We start from the raw sequence: 16,178 nt of genomic DNA, 5'->3' as shown, positions 1-16,178 counted from the left end.
GAAAGGTTGATCGGAGTCAACGGTTGAGAAGAGTCAACTATATGCCGATGGTTGACATCTGTCAAACAAGATCGGGTTCCGGACGGGCCGCCGTGCGGATCGGGTGGTCGTGCGGATCGGGTGGTTGTGCGGTCCGGGTGGCCGTGCCGGCGCCTACGTCAGTCGGCCAGGGCGAGGGCGCGGTACTGCTCGCGGGCAGGAGCCGGGTGGGTGCGCCGGTGCAGTTCGTCGATCAGCGCGGTGGCCAGTCGAACCAGCCGGGCGATCTCGGCGTCGTCGCGGTCGACCCAGGCGCACCGGGGTTCGTCGGCGACGGGCACGAAGTCGTCGTGCTGTTCCCAGACGACCAGGGTGCGCTCCGCGCCGAGCACGTGCTGCTGCCACCACACCTGACGCAGATATGAGCGGGGGATGCTGCGCCATGCCTTGTTCGTGGTCTTGATCTCGGCGAGAACGATGCGGCCGGAGTCATCCTGGACCAGCCCGTCGGGTGTGGCGAGGTGACGGGGTTCCACGACCGCGCGGAACAGGGCGGAGGAGGGCTGGATACCGTGGGTGGCGGCGATCCAGCGGGCGATCTCGGGCTCGCGGCGGCGGCCGTGGTCGGTGTAGGCGTTGCCCGAAAAGCCGCTGCCGCGCAGCTTGGTCTGCGCGGCGCGAGGGATGGCCCGCTCACCGGTGAGCGCGGCAACATCGGTCGCGGTGATGCCGCGCGAGCGTGCCCGTAGCCAGGCGACCCGGTCGCGGGAGTCCGCGACGATGCGCTCGGCTAGATCGGGGGTCACCCTCTGAGGGTAGACCCGGCTGCGGACGGTGCCCGGTCGCGACGCGGCGCGGTCAGGATGCGCAAGAGCCCGTGATCGTCAAGCCGGCCCAGGAAGCGCGAGCGTCGGTGTGGCACTCATTCGAGACGCGGGGAGCCTCGCACCCTCATGGAACCTCATGTGCACGGAGAGCGATGACCGGCCGCGCTGCGCGCGACCCCGCTCGATGACGGAGGTGGCTGCCGGTCGTCGTCCGCGCGGCACGCGGTCCCCTCGACGACCGGCAGCGAGCCGTTCAGCACACGAACGTCCAGGCGTACTCCCGTCCGTCGGGTCGTCGCCAATGCAGGGTCACCCGGCCGGTCTCGATCGCCCGCTGCCCGAAGAAGAGGAACCGCAGCTCCTCGCCCGGGTCGAGCGACGCGCGCGGAACCGCGGGCTCCGCCCACCCCTCGCCGAAGAACTGGGTCGACACGCAACTCAGGCGCTCGTCGCCGATGTTGCGCACCGTGCACCAGGGCAGGTCGTCGCGGATCACCAGCCACGGCACCAGGTAGGCGACTTCGTGGGGTCGCTCATGACGTTCGATGGATCGCAGCATGTCGGCCAGCGTAGGAGCGGGGCCGGACGCGATGGCGGCATTCCGGGCTGAACGCGCCCGCAACGGTGGACGGCGGTAGCCGGCCTCGGGGTGGGGAGGCGGCGATGATGCCGGCGCCTGGTGTCGCCGGCGCCCGCGCAGGTGGGGGGTTGTGCCCGCGGGCGCGCGGAGCGTGTGCCGCCGGCGCCCGCGCCGGTGGGGGCTGTGCCGGCGGGCGCGCGGGGCATGTGCCGCCGGCTCTTGTGCTGCCAGGGGGTTGCGTCCGTCGGCGAGAGTGGCAGGGTCGGAGCATGGACACTCTCACCTTCGAGCAGTTCAGCGGGTTCGACGGCGTCGATGACTGGCGGGCCGATGGCGACGGCGCCGCCGTCCGATTCCACACCGGCGACTTCGCCACGGGCGCCCGGCTGTTCGCGGTCATCGCCGAGCTCGCCGAAGCCGCGAACCACCACCCCGACGTCGAGATCACCTATCCGAGCGTGCGCGTGCACCTGATCAGCCATGAGGCCGGCGGCCTGACGCGAAAGGATGCCCAGCTCGCGGCCGCGATCTCGCACGCGGCGCGGGAGCTCGGCGTCGCGGCCGAGTCTGAGGGGTGACGACCCCTCCGGGTGCCTGGCATGACGCGCCGCGGCCAGGATGCGGCATCCCGCCCGCGATCTGGCGCGGCATGACCCATCCCGCCCGCGATTTGGCGGGGCCCGCGGCATCCCGTACACTGATCTGAGCCGAAGACCGCCGGTCATCGTCGTGTGCGAACAGGACGATCGAAGCACTGCACTGCAGGGGCCCGCGCAGGTGACACCGAACGATCGATTCGCTCCGTGCGCTTGCGCCGGAGCGTTTTTGTTTGCCGTGTGACCGGAAGTCCCAGGCCGCGCTCCGCCACCGCGGAGCGTGCGACACAGACAAGGAGTGGCCATGGCGCAGAAGGACCAGGCGGTCGCCGAGCTCACGAAGCAATTCGAGGACTCGTCCGCCGTTCTGCTGACCGAGTACCGCGGTCTGACGGTTGCCGAGCTCAAAGAGCTGCGCAACAGCATCCGTCACGACGCGGAATACGCCGTGGTGAAGAACACGCTGACCAAGATCGCCGCCGACAAGGCCGGCATCTCGGGACTGGACGACGACCTCAAGGGGCCGTCTGCCATCGCGTTCGTGCACGGCGACCCGGTCGCCGTCGCGAAGGGTCTGCGCGCCTTCGCCAAGGCACACCCTCTGCTGGTGATCAAGGGCGGCTACTTCGACGGTGCCCCCCTGACCCCCGAAGAGGTAGGCAAGCTCGCCGACCTCGAGAGCCGTGAAGTCCTGCTGGCGAAGCTCGCCGGCGCGATGAAGGCCTCGTTGTTCCAGGCGGCATACGTCTTCAACGCACCGCTGTCGAAGGCCGTGCGCACGGTCGACGCGCTGCGTGAGAAGCAGGAGTCCGCTGCCTGAACAGGGCGCGGCTAGAACAAACCCCGATCAAGGAGAATCATCATGGCAAAGCTCAGCACCGACGAGCTGCTCGACGCCTTCAAGGAGCTCTCGCTCATCGAGCTCAGCGAGTTCGTCAAGAAGTTCGAGGAGACCTTCGAGGTCACCGCCGCCGCTCCGGTCGCCGTGGCCGCTGCCGCGCCCGGTGGCGCCGCCCCGGCCGAAGAGGTTGAAGAGAAGGACTCCTTCGACGTCATCCTCGAGTCGGTCGGCGACAAGAAGATCCAGGTCATCAAGGTCGTCCGCGAGCTCACCTCGCTCGGCCTCGGCGACGCGAAGGCTCTCGTCGACGGCGCGCCCAAGCCGGTTCTGGAGGGCGCCAACAAGGAGACCGCCGACAAGGCCAAGGCCGCTCTCGAAGAGGCCGGCGCCACCGTCAACCTGAAGTGAGCCGGACCGGGTCGCAGACCCGGTGACGCATCGCGTTCCACGAAAGCCCTGGGCACCCGCCCGGGGCTTTCGTGCATCCCGGCGCACTCGCCGCATGACACACAGGGCTTGATGACGGGATGCCGGTGCGCCAAGATGACAGCAGAACAGCTCGGTCGACCGCTGGGGAAGGTCGTGATGACGTTCACGAACGCATTCGATTCTCCAGAGGGGAGCTGCGGACATGGTGACACGTACGACACGGCGCAAGATCCTGGCGGTCTTGGCGGGAGGACTGGTGCTGGGGGTCGGCACCGCCGTCACCCTGGCGGCCTGGAACGACTCCGAATTCGCGAAGGGCGTCTTCACCGCCGGCTCGTTCAACCTGCAGGGCGCCACCGACGGTGCGGGCGGCACCTACACCGACCATGCCTCGAGCAACGGCGCCGCCGCGCTGTCGTTCCAACTGCCGGCCACGGCCGCGGCGATGTCGCCGGGTGACGTCGTGACCGCGCCGTTCTGGGTGCGACTGGATGCCACGACCACCAACGGCGCCACTCTCGAGGCCGCGGGGGTCCAGCCCGGCACCGGCAGCGACGCGGCACACCTGTCGTACGAAGTGCGCGCGCTGGGCCCCACCGACACCTGTGACGCCGATGCCGCAGGCCCGGTCGTGGCATCCGGCGCCACCCTCGACGCGATCGAAGGCGGTACGCCGGTCACGTTGACCGCGGGAACGGGCGGCGCGGCCGGAACGCCCGTGCAGTTGTGCTTCATCGTCACCGCCGACGCGGCTCTGACCCAGGGCACCACCAGTACCGAGACCTGGCAGTTCACCGCGACCTCCACCGCGAACTGACATGAGCGGCGACCGCACCCGGGTGCGGCAGGCGCGACGGCTGCGCTCGCGTCGGATCCGCGCCGTGCTCGCCGGCGGCGTCGTGCTGGGCATCGGCGCCACCGCGACGCTTGCGGCGTGGAACGACTCCGAGTACACGACGGCGACGATCACCGCCGGCACGTTCGGCATCGTCGGCTCGGTCGACGGCAGCACGTTCGGCGACCACCCGGCGGGCGCGCCCGCCACGCTCGGCTTCTCGATGCCGGCCGGTGCGATGACACCCGGCGCCACGGTGTACGCGCTCCTGCGCATCAAGACCGCGGCCGGATCGCTGCCGGCGACCCTGCAGCTGCGCGCCGACCCCGGCAACACCGCGGGTCTCGGGCAGTACCTGACCTACGGCGTGCGGACGGTGGCCGGCGCGACCTGCGATGCACAGGCGTTCGCCGCCGGCACGGCCGTCGTCGCGACCGGTTCGGCGCTCACGGCCGACGGCAGCGGCACGCAGCACGCGGGCGCGAACGGTGCGGGCCCGGTGACCTATTGCTTCGCGGTCACCATGCCCGCGGCCACCGGCAACGGCGCGCAGGGTCTGACCGCCGCCGTGCACTGGCACGTCGACGCGACCTCGGCGGCGCCATGACCGGCACGACCGACGCACCCACACCTGCCCGCCGCAGCCGAGACAGGCCGCGCCACGACAGCGCCAGCCACGTCGCGCAGGGCGCGGCAGCCCGCCCCCGCCCCCGGATCGGCGGCGCGCTGGGCGAGATTCTGCTCTGGCTGGCGGCGGCAGCAGGCGTGGTCTGCATCGTGCTCGTGGTGCTCGCGTTCACCGCACACATCACGCTCATCATGTTCCGCACCGGTTCGATGGCGCCGACCATCCCGGCCGGGTCGGTCGCCGTGGTGCAGCGCATCCCGGCCGCCGATGTGGCCGTCGGCGACATCGTCACGGTCGACCGGCCCGGGCAGTTGCCGGTGACGCACCGGGTCCGTCAGGTCGCCGACGGACCCACACCCGCGCAACGCGTGCTGACCCTGCGCGGCGACGCGAACGCCGACGACGACCCGGCGCCCTACACCGTCACCAGTGTGCGCATCGTGCGCTTCTCGGTGCCCGGCCTCGCGCCGGTGGTCGTGCTGATGGGCAACCCGTACGTGCTCGGCGGCATCACCGTGGCCGCAGCGGCCCTCGTGGTGTGGGCGTTCTGGCCGCGGCGCCACCTCGATCCCGGCGACGGGGAGCCGGACACGTGAGGCGGGTCGTCCTGTTCCTGGCGGCGGCCGCAGCGGCCCTCGCCGCATCGGTCGCGTCGACGGGCGCGGCGGCGCAGGCGACGGATGCCGCGGGCCCGGTGCCCGCGGCCACCACGACACAGGTAGTGGCCGGCCCTGTGCTGCGCCTGGTATCGGTCGCGGACTGGGCGGCGGCATCCCGGCTGCAACCCGGACAGCCGGTGCACTGGGATGTCACCGTCAGCGCGAACGCGCCGAGCCCGGGCACGGTGCGGATCGGGGTGAGCGCAACCGGGCGGGCACCGCTGGTGATCGCGGTCGCACGCTGCACCCGGGCGTGGACCCCATCCGGCTGCCCGGGTGTCGTGACGGTGCTGCGCACCGACTGGGTCGTCCCCCGCGACGGCACCGAGGTTCCGCTCGTGCGGATGGCCGCGGCCGACGTCGCCCGGCTGCGGCTGACGGTCACGGTCGCCGCGGGAGCGCGCGGCACGTCGGCACTGCTGGTGCACGCGCACGGGTGGGGACAGTCGCAGGCGATCGCCCCCGGTGGCGACCTGCCGCGCACCGGCGGACTGCCGGGCTCGTTGCCCTGGCTGCTCGACGCCGGCGCCGTGCTGCTCGTGGTCGGAGTGCTGCTGGTCGCGCGACGGCACCGGCGGCCACACGCTCGCCGGGCGGCGAGACCGGCTCCACAGGGAAGTGGCCCGTGATCGGGCGGCGGCTCGTGGCGGCACTGGCCGGTGCAGCTCTGGTACTGGGTATCGTGGCGCTTCCCCGAGCCGCGCCGACTGACGCGGCGTTCACGGACTCGGAGTACGCCCGCGGCACCGTCACGGCTCTCACACTCCGGCCGCCCCAGATCGTGAGCATCCCGCGGTGCGTGCGGCCGCCGGCGCTGGGGGGAACCGTGTTCTCCATCCGGTGGCAATGGCCCCTCGCCGCGGCACCCTACTCGGGACTGGCCGCCGCGAACGTGCGCTTCACCATCGACGGCAACGTCGAGGTGCCGAGCACCGTATCCGATGGCGATGGCCGATACACCTCGGCGTTCGACACAGCACTGCTGTCGGGACTTCTCGGAAGTCTGCTCGGAGCCGACATCACCGTGGAGATGAGGACGACGATGGGCGCGTGGAGCTCGCCGGGCGTCACGACCTTCACCTACTACGCCCCACTCCTCGGCGGCGCGCCCACATGCACGTACACCAACGGCTGACCGCGTCTCTTACGCTGGCCACATGGATGCCGCGCACGTCAGACAACCGCACCCGGCGGCATCCGCACCGCTGGTCGACGCCGACCCGACCACCGGCCTGAGCACCGCGCAGGCGCGCGAGCGCGCCGCATCCGGCCTGTCGAACGCGTTCGAGGCCGACACCAGCCGCACCTGGTGGAGCATCGTCCGCTCGAATGTGTTCACCCTGTTCAACGCGATCGTGTTCGCGTGCTTCGCCGCACTGCTGGTGCTCGGCCACTGGCAGGACGCCCTGTTCGGGCTCGCCGCCCTGTTCAACACCCTCGTCGGCTGCTACCAGGAGATCCGCGCCAAGATCGCCCTCGACCGGCTCGCGCTGATGAACGCGCCGCACGCCCGCGTGCGCCGCGACGGACGCGACGCCGAGCTGGCGCCCGCCGAGGTCGTGCTCGGCGACATCCTCGTGTTGCGCGCCGGCGACCAGATCCCGGCCGACGCGGTGGTCGCCGGCGACGGCGGACTCGAGGTCGACGAGTCCATGCTCACCGGCGAGGCCGACCCCGTCGACAAAGTCCCCGGCGACGAGGTGCTCGCCGGATCCGCCGTCGTCGCCGGCCGGGGCCTGGCCCGCGCCACCCGCGTCGGCGCGCACACCTACGCCAGCCGGTTCGCGCACGAGGCGCGCCGGTTCCGCCTCGCCCACTCCGAGCTGCGCCGCTCGATCAACCGCATCCTCGCCTGGGTCGCCTGGGGCATCGGACCGGTCGCCGCCCTGGTCACCAACGCCCAGGTGCAGGTGCACGGCGGCTGGGAGCACGCCCTGCGCAGCGGCGGCTGGCGCCTGGCCGCGGTCGATTCGATCGCCGTGATCATCGCGATGATCCCGCTCGGGCTGGTGCTGCTGACCAGCATCGCCTTCGCGGTCGGCGCCGCGCGGCTGGCCGGCGACCAGGTGCTCGTGCAGGAGCTGCCCGCCGTCGAGGGCCTCGCCCGAGTGGATGTCGTCTGCCTCGACAAGACCGGAACCCTCACCCACGGCGACATCGCGTTCGACGCCGAGCATCCCCTCGACACCCGGCCGGCACCCGGCTGGCGCGACGCGCTCGCCTGGTTCGGCGCCGACCCGAACGCCAACGCCACCGCGCACAGCCTCGCCAGCGCCTACCCGGTCGCATCCGCCCCCGCGGCGCGCGCCGAGATCCCGTTCTCGTCGGCCCGCAAGTGGAGCGCCGTCACGCTCGACGACGGCACGTGGGTCTTCGGTGCTCCCGGCCTCATATTCGCGGATGCCACGCACCGCGCCGTGCCGTGGGACGGAGCCGCCGCGGACGAAGGCGAGGCGTCATTGGCCGCGGCGGTGCACGAGCTGGCCGCCACCGGCCGACGAACCCTGGTGCTCGCGCACACGGCCGCACCGCTGGACGACGACGACGTGCAGGCGCAGCGCCTGCCCGCGGGCCTGCACCCGGTCGCGCTGCTCACCCTGCGCGAGCGGGTGCGCGACGACGCCGCCTCGACACTCGCCTACTTCGCACGGCAAGGCGTGGCCGTCAAGATCATCTCGGGCGATGCCGCCGAGACGGTCACCGCCATCGCCCGCGAGGTCGGCGTTCCCGACCCCGCCGGCGTCGACGCCCGCACCCTGCCCGGCGACCCGCACGCGCTGTCCGAGGTCATCGAGCGCACCACCGTGTTCGGACGGGTCACCCCCGAACAGAAGAAGGCGATGGTGATCGCCCTGCAGCGCCGCGGCCACACCGTCGCGATGACCGGCGACGGCGTCAACGACGCGCTCGCGATCAAGCAGGCCGACATCGGCATCGCCATGAACAGCGGCGCCGCCGCCACCAAGGCCGTCGCCCGGCTCGTGCTGCTCGACGGCCGCTTCGCCCACCTGCCGTTCGTCGTCGACGAGGGCCGCCGGGTCATCGCCAACATCGAGCGGGTGTCGGTGCTGTTTCTGACCAAGACCGTCTATGCGACCGTCATCGCGGTGCTGTTCGGGGTGCTGATCATGCAGGTCCCGTTCCTGCCGCGGCAGCTGTCGATCACCGACGGCCTGACCATCGGCATCCCCGCGTTCTTCCTCGCCCTGCTGCCGAACGCCCGACGCTACCGACCCGGATTCCTGCGCCGCACGCTCAGTCTCGCGGTGCCGGCGGGGGTGGTCATCGGGGTCGGGATGACGATGCTCGCACACATCGGTCGCGACGTGTGGCAGCTGCCGCTGCCAGAGACCCGCACCGCGGCGACCATGCTCGTGGCGATCCTGGGCCTGTGGGTGCTGGTGCTGGTCTCACTGCCGCCCACCGGGGTGAAGGCGCTGGTCGTGGCCGCGATGGTGGCCGGATACCTGCTGGTCACCTGGGTGCCGTTCACCGCCTGGTTCTTCCAGCTGCACACACCCCGCCCCGAACTGCTCGTGCTCGTCGCATGGATCGGCGCCGTCGGCATCGTGCTGATCGGCGTGGCCTTTCTGCTGCAGCGACTGTGGTTGCGGCAGCGGGAACGAGCCGAAACAGCAGACGCCGGTCGGGTATGATGAAGAAAGGTCGAATCGATTCGACCTTTTTCTGTTCCCTCGTGGGCCGCGGACGCCCCGGGCGCGAGGCCACCGGACCATGTCGCGTGGGGCCTCACACCGCCGTCGCGGTACGCCCGCCGTCCGTGCTGCCGCACTCCGTCCGCACTCCGTCCGCAACTCTGTCCGACCCCTGCCTGACCCCGCCTGCCACCGACCGACCCTCTGCCGACCCTCCGCCTGACCCTTCGACCGGAAGCCCCGTGACCGCCGACACCGCCGCACACCCGACCGTCCCCGCCGCCGCCGACGAACCCGCCGCGCACGCCGCTGACGAACCTGCGCCCGACCAGCCCGCTGCCGCGCACGCCGCCGGCGGCGATGCCGCGCCGTCGCGCGAGCCGGTGGCATCCACCGATCTCGCCCCCGGCGAGACGCGCACCGCCACCGGGTCGATCCGCACCGCCACCGGCTCCATCCGCATCCCCGCCGCCACCGCCGCCATCCGCACGCTCGGCCCCGACCCGGCCACCGCGCCGATCATGCTGCACCCCGGCGATGCGATCTCGACCGCACGCCGGGTGCTGTACATCGTGCTGCTGGGGGCGCTGACCGCCCTCGGCCCGTTCACCGTCGACCTGTACCTGCCCGCGTTCCCCGTGCTCGAGCGCGACTTCGACACCACCGCCGCGGCGGTGCAGCTGACCCTCACCGGCACCATGATCGGCTTCGGGCTCGGCCAGCTGATCGTCGGACCGCTCAGCGACAAGCTGGGCCGCCGCATTCCGCTGCTGATCGTCACCGGTGTGCACGTGGTGGCGTCCGTCGCTGCAGCCCTGGCCCCCACGCTCGTGCTGTTGGGCGGTGCGCGCGTGCTGATGGGGGTGGGCGCCGCCGCCGGCGGCGTGGTGGCCATGGCCATGGTGCGCGACCTGTTCGGCGGGCGGCGCCTGGTCGTCATGCTCAGCCGCCTGGCCCTGGTCACCGGGGCTGCGCCGGTGATCGCGCCGCTGATCGGCTCGGCGCTGCTGTCGGTCATGGACTGGCGCGGCATCTTCGTCGTGCTCGCCTCATACGGCGTCGTCATGCTCGGCTGCGCGATCTTCGTGCTGCCCGAGACGCTGCCCAGGGCGCGCCGTCACGACCGCGGCGTCACCACGATGCGGCAGCGCTACGCCGCCGTGTTCCGCGACCGCATCTTCATCGGCGTGCTCATCATCGGCGCGATGACCTTCAGCGGACTGTTCTCGTACCTGTCCAGCTCGTCGTTCCTGTTCCAGCAGACCTACGGCTTCAACGCCCAGCAGTACGGGCTGCTGTTCGCCGCGAACTCGATCGGCCTCGTCATCGGCAACCAGATCGCCGCGCGGCTCGCGGCCCGGTTCGGCCCGCAATGGGTGCTCGCCTTCTCGACGGCGGTGCTCGTGCTCGCCGCCGCCGCGATCGCCGTGTGCGACCAGCTGGGCGCAGGGCTCTGGGGCACGATCGTGCCGCTGTTCGTGTTCATGTCGGCCTGCGGGTTCACGTTCCCGTGCGTGCAGGTGCTCTCGCTCGACCGGCACGGCAAGGCGGCCGGCACCGCGGCATCCCTCATCGGATTCTCGAACAACGCCGTGGCCGGCCTGATCTCGCCGCTGGTCGGGCTGATCGCCCACGAGGCGGGCATCACCCCGACGACCATGGCCGTCGTGATGATCGGCTGCGCGGTGGTCGGCGTGCTGTCGCTGTGGCTGGTGGTGCGCCCGCGCACCGTGCCCCAGCTCACGCCCTGACCGCACTCGCCGGCCGGCCTCGCCGGGCGCACTCGCCGCACGCGCTCGCCGGCGGGCGGTCAGCCGCGTGCCGCGGTGCGCGGCTCGGCCGTGCTGCCGCGCACCACCAGCTGGGTGAGCGCGGTCGCCGCGTCGGGCGCGGCGTCGGGATGCCGGATGCCGCGCATCAGCAGCTGCACGGCGCGTTCGCCCTGTTCGCGCGGGCGCTGGCGCATCGTGGTCAGCGAGAACATCTCGGCCATCGGATGGTCGTCGATGCCCACGATGCTGAGGTCGGCGGGCACCCGGATGCCGAGCCGTCGGGCGGCGATCGATGCCCCGACCGCGACCTCGTCGCACACCGCGACCAGCGCCGTCGGCCGGGTGCGCCGGTCGGCCAGCACCGCGCCGGCGGCGGCGAATCCGTCCGGGGTGGTCGTCGATGCGCAGTCGATGACCCGCATCGGCACCGGCAGGCCGGCCTCGTGCAGCGCTGCCTGCGCGCCCGCCACCCGCTGCCGGTCCCCGTGGCTGCCGCCGTCGGGCGGTCCGCCGATGAAGCAGATGTCGCGGTGACCGAGCTCGACCAGGTGCTCGGCGGCCACCCGTGCGGTGGCGGCGTCGTCGATGCCGACGCTGGGCACGGCCACGCTGTGCGCGCCCACCCCGACCACGGGCCGGCCGAATGCGGCCAGGCGTTCCTCTTCGCGGGAGTCGGGTTCGATGCCGACGGCGACGATCCCGTCGAACCGCTTGCTCGACAGCAGCGCGTCGAACACCTCGGTGCGCACGGGCGTGCCGGCGGCGGCCGCGTACAGCGCGAGCTCGTGGCCCTCGGCCCACAGCGCCGACTGCGCGCCCTCGACCACCTCGGCGAAGAACCAGCGTGACAGCGTCGGCACCAGCACGGCGACGGTCTGCGTGCGTCCGGTGACCAGATTGGCCGCGCTGCGCGAGGCGACGTAGCCGAGTTCGCGGGCGGTGCGCGCCACCCGGTCCCGGGTGGCGGCGGCCACGTAGCCGCGGCCGGTCAGTGCGCGGCTGGCGGTCGCAGGGGAGACCCCCGCGGCACGTGCCACCTCCGCGATCCCGACCATGCACCGCCTCTTCCTCACGACGGTCGTGGAAGCGTTTCCACACGTCACCGTGTGCTCATGCGCTGTTCCACATCTGTGACCAAACGTTATCGCACGGAGATGCTGCTCGTCTTGCCCCGATTGCCACCGCGCAATATCGTGGCGTCTGGAAGCGTTTCCTGAACGTGCTCCGGTGCGGCGCTTCCCCGTGCCGGGGATCTCGAAGGGGAGTCGAATGACTGCGCACAGCAGAAGCCGCCTCGTGGCGGCGATCGGCGGTATCGGCATCGCGGGGCTCCTGCTCGCCGGGTGCTCCGGCGGCGGGGGAGGCACCTCGCCCAGCGAATCCGCGAAGCAGGATCTCTCCGGCAAGACGTTGACCATCGTGGCCTCGTGGTCGGGCGACGAGCAGAAGAACTTCGAAGCGGTGCTGAAGAAGTTCGAGGACGAGACCGGGGCCAAGGTCACCTACACCAGCTTCGGCGACAACGGGCCCACCTATCTGCAGGGTCAGATCGCCGGCGGCAACCCGCCGAACGTGGCCGTGGTCAGCCAGCCTGCCCTGCTGCAGTCGCTGGCGAAGGCCGGCAACATCAAGCCGCTGGATGCCGCCGTCGCCGACGAGGTGAAGAAGAACTACTCGCAGGACTGGGTGAACCTCGGAACCGTGGACTCCAAGCTCTACGGCGTGTGGTTCAAGGGCGCGAACAAGTCGACCGTCTGGTACAACAAGGACATCTACGACGAGGCCGGCGCGACCGTCCCCACCACGTGGGATGACTTCCTCAAGCAGCTGGACGTCGTCCACGACTCGGGCTACTACGGCCTGTCGGTCGGCGCCGACGTCGGCTGGCCGCTCACCGACTGGTTCGAGAACATCTACCTGCGCACGGCCGGTCCCGACAAGTACGACCAGCTCACCGCGCACGAGATCCCGTGGACCGACCCGTCGGTCAAGACCGCGCTTGAGACCCTCGCCCAGGTGTGGAAGAGCCCGGCCCTGCAGCCCGGCGGCGCGCAGCGCACCTTCCCCGAGAGCGTGACCGAGGTCTTCGGAAAGGACCCGAAGGCGGGCACCGTGTACGAGGGTGACTTCGTCGCCGGCAACATCACCGCCGACGGCAACTCCACGGTCGGCAAGAACGCGCTGTTCTACGACTTCCCGTCGATCAACGGGTCGGGACCGGCCGTGGTCGGCGGTGGGGATGCCGCGGTGCAGTTCACCGACGACGAGGCCACGAACGCCCTGATGAAGTACCTGGCCTCGCCCGAGTCGGCCGAGGTGTGGGTGCCCAAGGGCGGTCTGACCTCGCCGAACAAGGCGGTGGACACCTCGCTGTACCCGGACGACGTGTCGCGGCAGATCGCCGAGGCGCTCACCAAGGCCGAGACATTCCGGTTCGACATGTCCGACCAGACCCCCAGCGCGTTCGGCGGCACGCCGGGCCAGGGCTTCTGGCAGGAGATGATCACGTTCTACCAGCACCCGGACGACGTGCAAGGCACGATGGACCGGCTCGAGAAGGCCGCCGCGGCCGCCTACAAGTAGGCCGCGAAGGCAGCCATCGTGACCGCCGTCGTCGACGCCGCCGCCGACCCGGCCGCGGGGAGCGGGCATCCCGTCCGCTCCCCGCGCAACGGGCGGGGGCGACGCGTGCTGCTGCTGGTGTCGTTCCTCGCGCCCGCCCTGGTGGTGCTGGGCGCGTTGGTGGTCTACCCGATCGTCTACACGCTGATCCGCTCGTTCTACGGCGTGCACGGCGAGTTCACCGGGTGGGACAACTACGTGCGGATGTTCACCAACCAGAGCACGTTCACCGCCATCCGCAACAACATCATGTGGGTGATCGTCGCGCCGATCACCTGCACCGTGCTGGGCCTGATCTTCGCCGTGCTGCTCGAGAAGCTGAAGTGGAAGACCGCGTTCAAGCTGATCATCTTCATGCCGATGGCGATCTCGATGCTCGCCGCCGGGGTGATCTTCCGCGGCATGTTCCAAGAGAACCCGAACCTCGGCGTCGTCAACGCGGTGCTGGTCGGGGTCAACGACGCGTTCTCGGCTCAGGCGAGCTACCCCGGCGCCCGGCCGCGCGACGGCTTCGGCATCATCGAAGACAAGGGCGTGGTCGCAGCCGAGCACGAGGTCGCGGCCGGCAGCGTGCAGGACTTCCCGCTCGTGGGCGTCAAGCAGAGCGCGGTGCCCGACACCGCCGAGCAGGCGGCCGCCGCACCCGCCGCGAAGCCCGACCAGATCACCGGCACGGTGTTCCTCGACGTCGTCCCCGGCGGCGGCGGCACGCAGGGGCAGATCGGTGACGGCAAGAAGGGCCTGCCGGGCATCCGGGTGGATGCCGTCGCGCCCGACGGCTCGGTCAAGGGCTACGCCACCACGGGGGCGGGCGGCACCTTCACCATCGAGGGCCTTGCGGCCGGTCAGAGCTATCGTGTCGCGCTGCCGGCATCGAACTTCGCCCAGGGCTTCCAGGGCGTGTCGTGGCTGAGCCCGGCCCTGATCAACGTCGTCATCATCCTGTCGTACGTGTGGATCTGGGCGGGGTTCGCGATGGTGATGATCGCGTCGGGGCTGTCGGCGATGGACCGGTCGCTGCAAGAGGCGTCGCGCATCGACGGCGCGAACGAATGGCAGGTGTTCACCCGCATCACCGCGCCGCTGCTGTCACCGGTGCTGATCGTCGTGTTCGTCACCCTGATCATCAACGTGCTGAAGATCTTCGACCTGGTGTACGTGATCCCACCCGGTGAGTCCAAACCGGCGGCGAACGTGATCGCCGTGGAGATGTGGACGGTCTCGTTCGGCGGCGGCAACGACCAGGGCCTGGGCTCGGCACTGGCGATCCTGCTGCTGATCCTCGTGCTGCCCTCGATGATCATCAACGTCCGTCGCTTCAGAGAGGAGCGCAGCCGGTGAGCGCCGCAGCCGATCTGACCATCGTCCGCGGCAAGAAGACCGCCGCGCAACGCATCCTGGGCGTGCTCAGCTCGGGCATCGTGAACATCGTGCTGCTCATCGTGGCACTGTTCTGGCTGGTGCCCTCGATCGGGCTGTTCCTGATGTCGCTGCGCACCTCGGGCGACAACTCGTCGTCGGGCTGGTGGACGATCTTCACCAAGCCCGCGCAGATCACCCTCGAGAACTACGCCAACCTGCTGGGCAATCCGCTCATCATGGGCTCGTTCTGGAACACCATCGTCATCGCGGTGCCCGCGACCGTACTGGTGGTGATGATCGGGGCGATCGCCGCCTACGCGTTCGCGTGGATGGACTTCCCCGCCCGCGACTGGTTGCTGATCGTGGTGATCGTGCTGCTGGCGGTGCCCGTGCAGGTGGCGCTGATCCCCCTCGCGCAGCTGTTCGGCGCGATCGGCATCTTCGGTTCGGTGCTCGGGGTGATCCTGTTCCACACCGCGTTCGGGCTGCCGTTCGCGATCTTCCTGCTGCGCAACTTCTTCACCCAGGTTCCCGGCGAACTGCTCGAGGCGGCACGCATCGACGGGGCGGGGGAGTGGCGCATCTTCTTCCGCGTCATCCTGCCGCTGGGGTTGCCGGCGATCGCGTCGCTGGCGATCTTCCAGTTCCTGTGGACGTGGAACGACATGCTGGTCGCGCTGATCTTCACGAACGCGGACTCGATGCCGATCACGGTGGCGATCCAGTCGCAGCTGCGTCAGTTCGGGTCGAACATCGACGTGCTCAGCTCCGGCGCGTTCCTGTCGATGATCATCCCGCTGATCGTGTTCTTCGCGTTCCAGCGCTACTTCGTTCAGGCGCTGCTGGCGGGGTCGCAGAAGTAGTCTCGGGCCGCACCGGCCGCAGCAGGAACAGGCGGACGGTGCGGCCCGATTCCTGCTCGTACGAGCGGTAGCGCGGCCATTGCGCCTCGATGCGCGCCCAGGCCGTGTCGCGGTCGGCTCCGGTGATCGGCTCGGCGACCACCGACATCCGTCGCCCGCGCACCGTGATCTCGGCGTGCGGGTGGGCGAGCAGGTTGGCGGTCCACGCGGGATGGCGGGGGCCGGCGAAGTTCGTGCCCGCGACGATGGCCCGCCCCGACCCGTCGGGCGTGTACATCAGCTGCACCTCGCGCGGCTGCCCGGTCTTCGCGCCGACGGTGTGCAGCGTGAGCGACGGGACCAGCAGGCCGCTGATCGGCATGCGCCCGCCGCTCACGACCCGGAACGCGGCTTCGAGCACCGGCATCGCCCGCCGCCCGATGCGCCGGAACAGGCGGGTGTGGGTCAGCGGGGCGATCAGCACGCGCAGCGTACGGCGGATGAGCCTCATCTGCTCATTGTGTCCTACCGGCGTGTTCGGGCCGGTCAC

The 16,178-nt window shown here is 70.9% G+C and carries 17 protein-coding genes; 13 read left to right on the top strand and 4 right to left on the bottom strand.

Annotated elements, in window-relative coordinates; translation table 11 throughout:
- Positions 1-158: 158 nt before the first annotated feature.
- Entirely contained in the window at positions 159-785 is a 627-nt protein-coding gene (locus tag H577_RS0109750) for a YqaJ viral recombinase family protein (RefSeq protein ID WP_029145806.1), read from the bottom strand.
- A gap of 274 nt (positions 786-1,059) precedes the next feature.
- Entirely contained in the window at positions 1,060-1,365 is a 306-nt protein-coding gene (locus H577_RS0109745) for a hypothetical protein (protein ID WP_029145805.1), read from the bottom strand.
- A gap of 290 nt (positions 1,366-1,655) precedes the next feature.
- Here H577_RS0109745 and H577_RS0109740 point away from each other — a divergent pair, with 290 nt between their 5' ends.
- The 10 genes from H577_RS0109740 to H577_RS0109695 all read left to right on the top strand — a co-directional run bounded on the left by H577_RS0109740 (position 1,656) and on the right by H577_RS0109695 (position 10,781).
- Positions 1,656-1,964 carry a 4a-hydroxytetrahydrobiopterin dehydratase gene (locus H577_RS0109740; protein WP_029145804.1) on the top strand — a complete coding sequence of 103 codons (309 nt, stop codon included), beginning with the start codon at positions 1,656-1,658 and terminating at the stop codon, positions 1,962-1,964.
- Positions 1,965-2,286: 322 nt separating this feature from the next.
- The gene (gene rplJ, locus H577_RS0109735) at positions 2,287-2,802 is read left to right on the top strand and encodes a 50S ribosomal protein L10 (protein ID WP_029145803.1); all 516 of its coding nucleotides are present in this window, start codon (positions 2,287-2,289) and stop codon (positions 2,800-2,802) included.
- Between the two features lie 42 nt (positions 2,803-2,844).
- Positions 2,845-3,231, top strand: a complete 387-nt coding sequence (gene rplL / locus H577_RS0109730; protein ID WP_029145802.1) for a 50S ribosomal protein L7/L12 — start codon at positions 2,845-2,847, stop codon at positions 3,229-3,231.
- Positions 3,232-3,454: 223 nt separating this feature from the next.
- Positions 3,455-4,069 carry a SipW-dependent-type signal peptide-containing protein gene (locus H577_RS0109725; RefSeq protein WP_029145801.1) on the top strand — a complete coding sequence of 205 codons (615 nt, stop codon included), beginning with the start codon at positions 3,455-3,457 and terminating at the stop codon, positions 4,067-4,069.
- A gap of 1 nt (position 4,070) precedes the next feature.
- Positions 4,071-4,694, top strand: coding sequence for a SipW-dependent-type signal peptide-containing protein (locus tag H577_RS0109720; protein ID WP_036284491.1), 624 nt, complete (start codon positions 4,071-4,073; stop codon positions 4,692-4,694).
- Positions 4,691-5,311, top strand: coding sequence for a signal peptidase I (locus H577_RS15935; protein ID WP_084516064.1), 621 nt, complete (start codon positions 4,691-4,693; stop codon positions 5,309-5,311). Before H577_RS0109720 ends, H577_RS15935 begins: the two co-directional genes overlap by 4 nt.
- Positions 5,308-6,003, top strand: a complete 696-nt coding sequence (locus H577_RS0109710; RefSeq protein WP_029145799.1) for a hypothetical protein — start codon at positions 5,308-5,310, stop codon at positions 6,001-6,003. Before H577_RS15935 ends, H577_RS0109710 begins: the two co-directional genes overlap by 4 nt.
- A gap of 14 nt (positions 6,004-6,017) precedes the next feature.
- Positions 6,018-6,509 (top strand): hypothetical protein, encoded by a 492-nt coding sequence (locus H577_RS0109705; RefSeq protein ID WP_156876609.1) that lies wholly within the window; start codon positions 6,018-6,020, stop codon positions 6,507-6,509.
- A 22-nt stretch (positions 6,510-6,531) separates the two neighbouring features.
- Positions 6,532-9,030, top strand: a complete 2,499-nt coding sequence (locus H577_RS15930) for an HAD-IC family P-type ATPase (RefSeq protein ID WP_084516062.1) — start codon at positions 6,532-6,534, stop codon at positions 9,028-9,030.
- Between the two features lie 521 nt (positions 9,031-9,551).
- Positions 9,552-10,781: a multidrug effflux MFS transporter gene (locus H577_RS0109695; RefSeq protein WP_036284545.1), complete on the top strand. Its 1,230-nt coding sequence runs from the start codon at positions 9,552-9,554 to the stop codon at positions 10,779-10,781.
- A 59-nt stretch (positions 10,782-10,840) separates the two neighbouring features.
- Here H577_RS0109695 and H577_RS0109690 read toward each other — a convergent pair whose 3' ends face one another.
- Positions 10,841-11,857, bottom strand: coding sequence for a LacI family DNA-binding transcriptional regulator (locus H577_RS0109690; RefSeq protein WP_029145796.1), 1,017 nt, complete (start codon positions 11,855-11,857; stop codon positions 10,841-10,843).
- A gap of 214 nt (positions 11,858-12,071) precedes the next feature.
- On the opposite strand from H577_RS0109690, the gene H577_RS0109685 reads away from it, so the two are divergent.
- The 3 genes from H577_RS0109685 to H577_RS0109675 are packed head-to-tail and all read left to right on the top strand — an operon-like array spanning position 12,072 to position 15,649.
- Positions 12,072-13,385, top strand: a complete 1,314-nt coding sequence (locus H577_RS0109685; RefSeq protein ID WP_029145795.1) for an ABC transporter substrate-binding protein — start codon at positions 12,072-12,074, stop codon at positions 13,383-13,385.
- Positions 13,386-13,403: 18 nt separating this feature from the next.
- On the top strand, positions 13,404-14,765 hold the full coding sequence (locus tag H577_RS15925) for a carbohydrate ABC transporter permease (RefSeq protein WP_084516058.1): 1,362 nt from the start codon (positions 13,404-13,406) through the stop codon (positions 14,763-14,765).
- Complete coding sequence (locus tag H577_RS0109675) at positions 14,762-15,649, top strand: carbohydrate ABC transporter permease (RefSeq protein ID WP_029145794.1); 888 nt, start codon at positions 14,762-14,764, stop codon at positions 15,647-15,649. The genes H577_RS15925 and H577_RS0109675 overlap by 4 nt, the downstream gene beginning before the upstream one ends.
- Here the strand turns inward: H577_RS0109675 and H577_RS0109670 are convergent.
- A complete protein-coding gene (locus H577_RS0109670) occupies positions 15,576-16,139 on the bottom strand; it encodes a nitroreductase family deazaflavin-dependent oxidoreductase (RefSeq protein ID WP_029145793.1) in 564 nt (187 codons plus the stop codon). The two genes, H577_RS0109675 and H577_RS0109670, sit on opposite strands and share 74 nt — an antisense overlap.
- Positions 16,140-16,178 lie beyond the last annotated feature (39 nt).

It is taken from the genome of Microbacterium luticocti DSM 19459, from assembly GCF_000422405.1.
Taxonomy (GTDB): Bacteria; Actinomycetota; Actinomycetes; order Actinomycetales; family Microbacteriaceae; genus Microbacterium; species Microbacterium luticocti.
The sequence above is the reverse complement of the archived record's forward strand: the minus strand, read 5'-3'. Positions and strand labels throughout refer to the sequence as shown.

Bases quoted from the DNA above. Each gene is read 5' to 3' on its own strand.
- H577_RS0109695 (WP_036284545.1), top strand. From the start codon at position 9,552: ATGCTGCACCCCGGCGATGCGATCTCGACCGCACGCCGGGTGCTGTAC.
- H577_RS0109690 (WP_029145796.1), bottom strand. From the start codon at position 11,857: ATGGTCGGGATCGCGGAGGTGGCACGTGCCGCGGGGGTCTCCCCTGCG.
- H577_RS0109725 (WP_029145801.1), top strand. From the start codon at position 3,455: ATGGTGACACGTACGACACGGCGCAAGATCCTGGCGGTCTTGGCGGGA.
- H577_RS0109740 (WP_029145804.1), top strand. From the start codon at position 1,656: ATGGACACTCTCACCTTCGAGCAGTTCAGCGGGTTCGACGGCGTCGAT.
- H577_RS15930 (WP_084516062.1), top strand. From the start codon at position 6,532: ATGGATGCCGCGCACGTCAGACAACCGCACCCGGCGGCATCCGCACCG.
- H577_RS0109670 (WP_029145793.1), bottom strand. From the start codon at position 16,139: ATGAGGCTCATCCGCCGTACGCTGCGCGTGCTGATCGCCCCGCTGACC.
- H577_RS15935 (WP_084516064.1), top strand. From the start codon at position 4,691: ATGACCGGCACGACCGACGCACCCACACCTGCCCGCCGCAGCCGAGAC.
- rplJ (WP_029145803.1), top strand. From the start codon at position 2,287: ATGGCGCAGAAGGACCAGGCGGTCGCCGAGCTCACGAAGCAATTCGAG.
- rplL (WP_029145802.1), top strand. From the start codon at position 2,845: ATGGCAAAGCTCAGCACCGACGAGCTGCTCGACGCCTTCAAGGAGCTC.
- H577_RS0109720 (WP_036284491.1), top strand. From the start codon at position 4,071: ATGAGCGGCGACCGCACCCGGGTGCGGCAGGCGCGACGGCTGCGCTCG.
- H577_RS0109745 (WP_029145805.1), bottom strand. From the start codon at position 1,365: ATGCTGCGATCCATCGAACGTCATGAGCGACCCCACGAAGTCGCCTAC.
- H577_RS0109685 (WP_029145795.1), top strand. From the start codon at position 12,072: ATGACTGCGCACAGCAGAAGCCGCCTCGTGGCGGCGATCGGCGGTATC.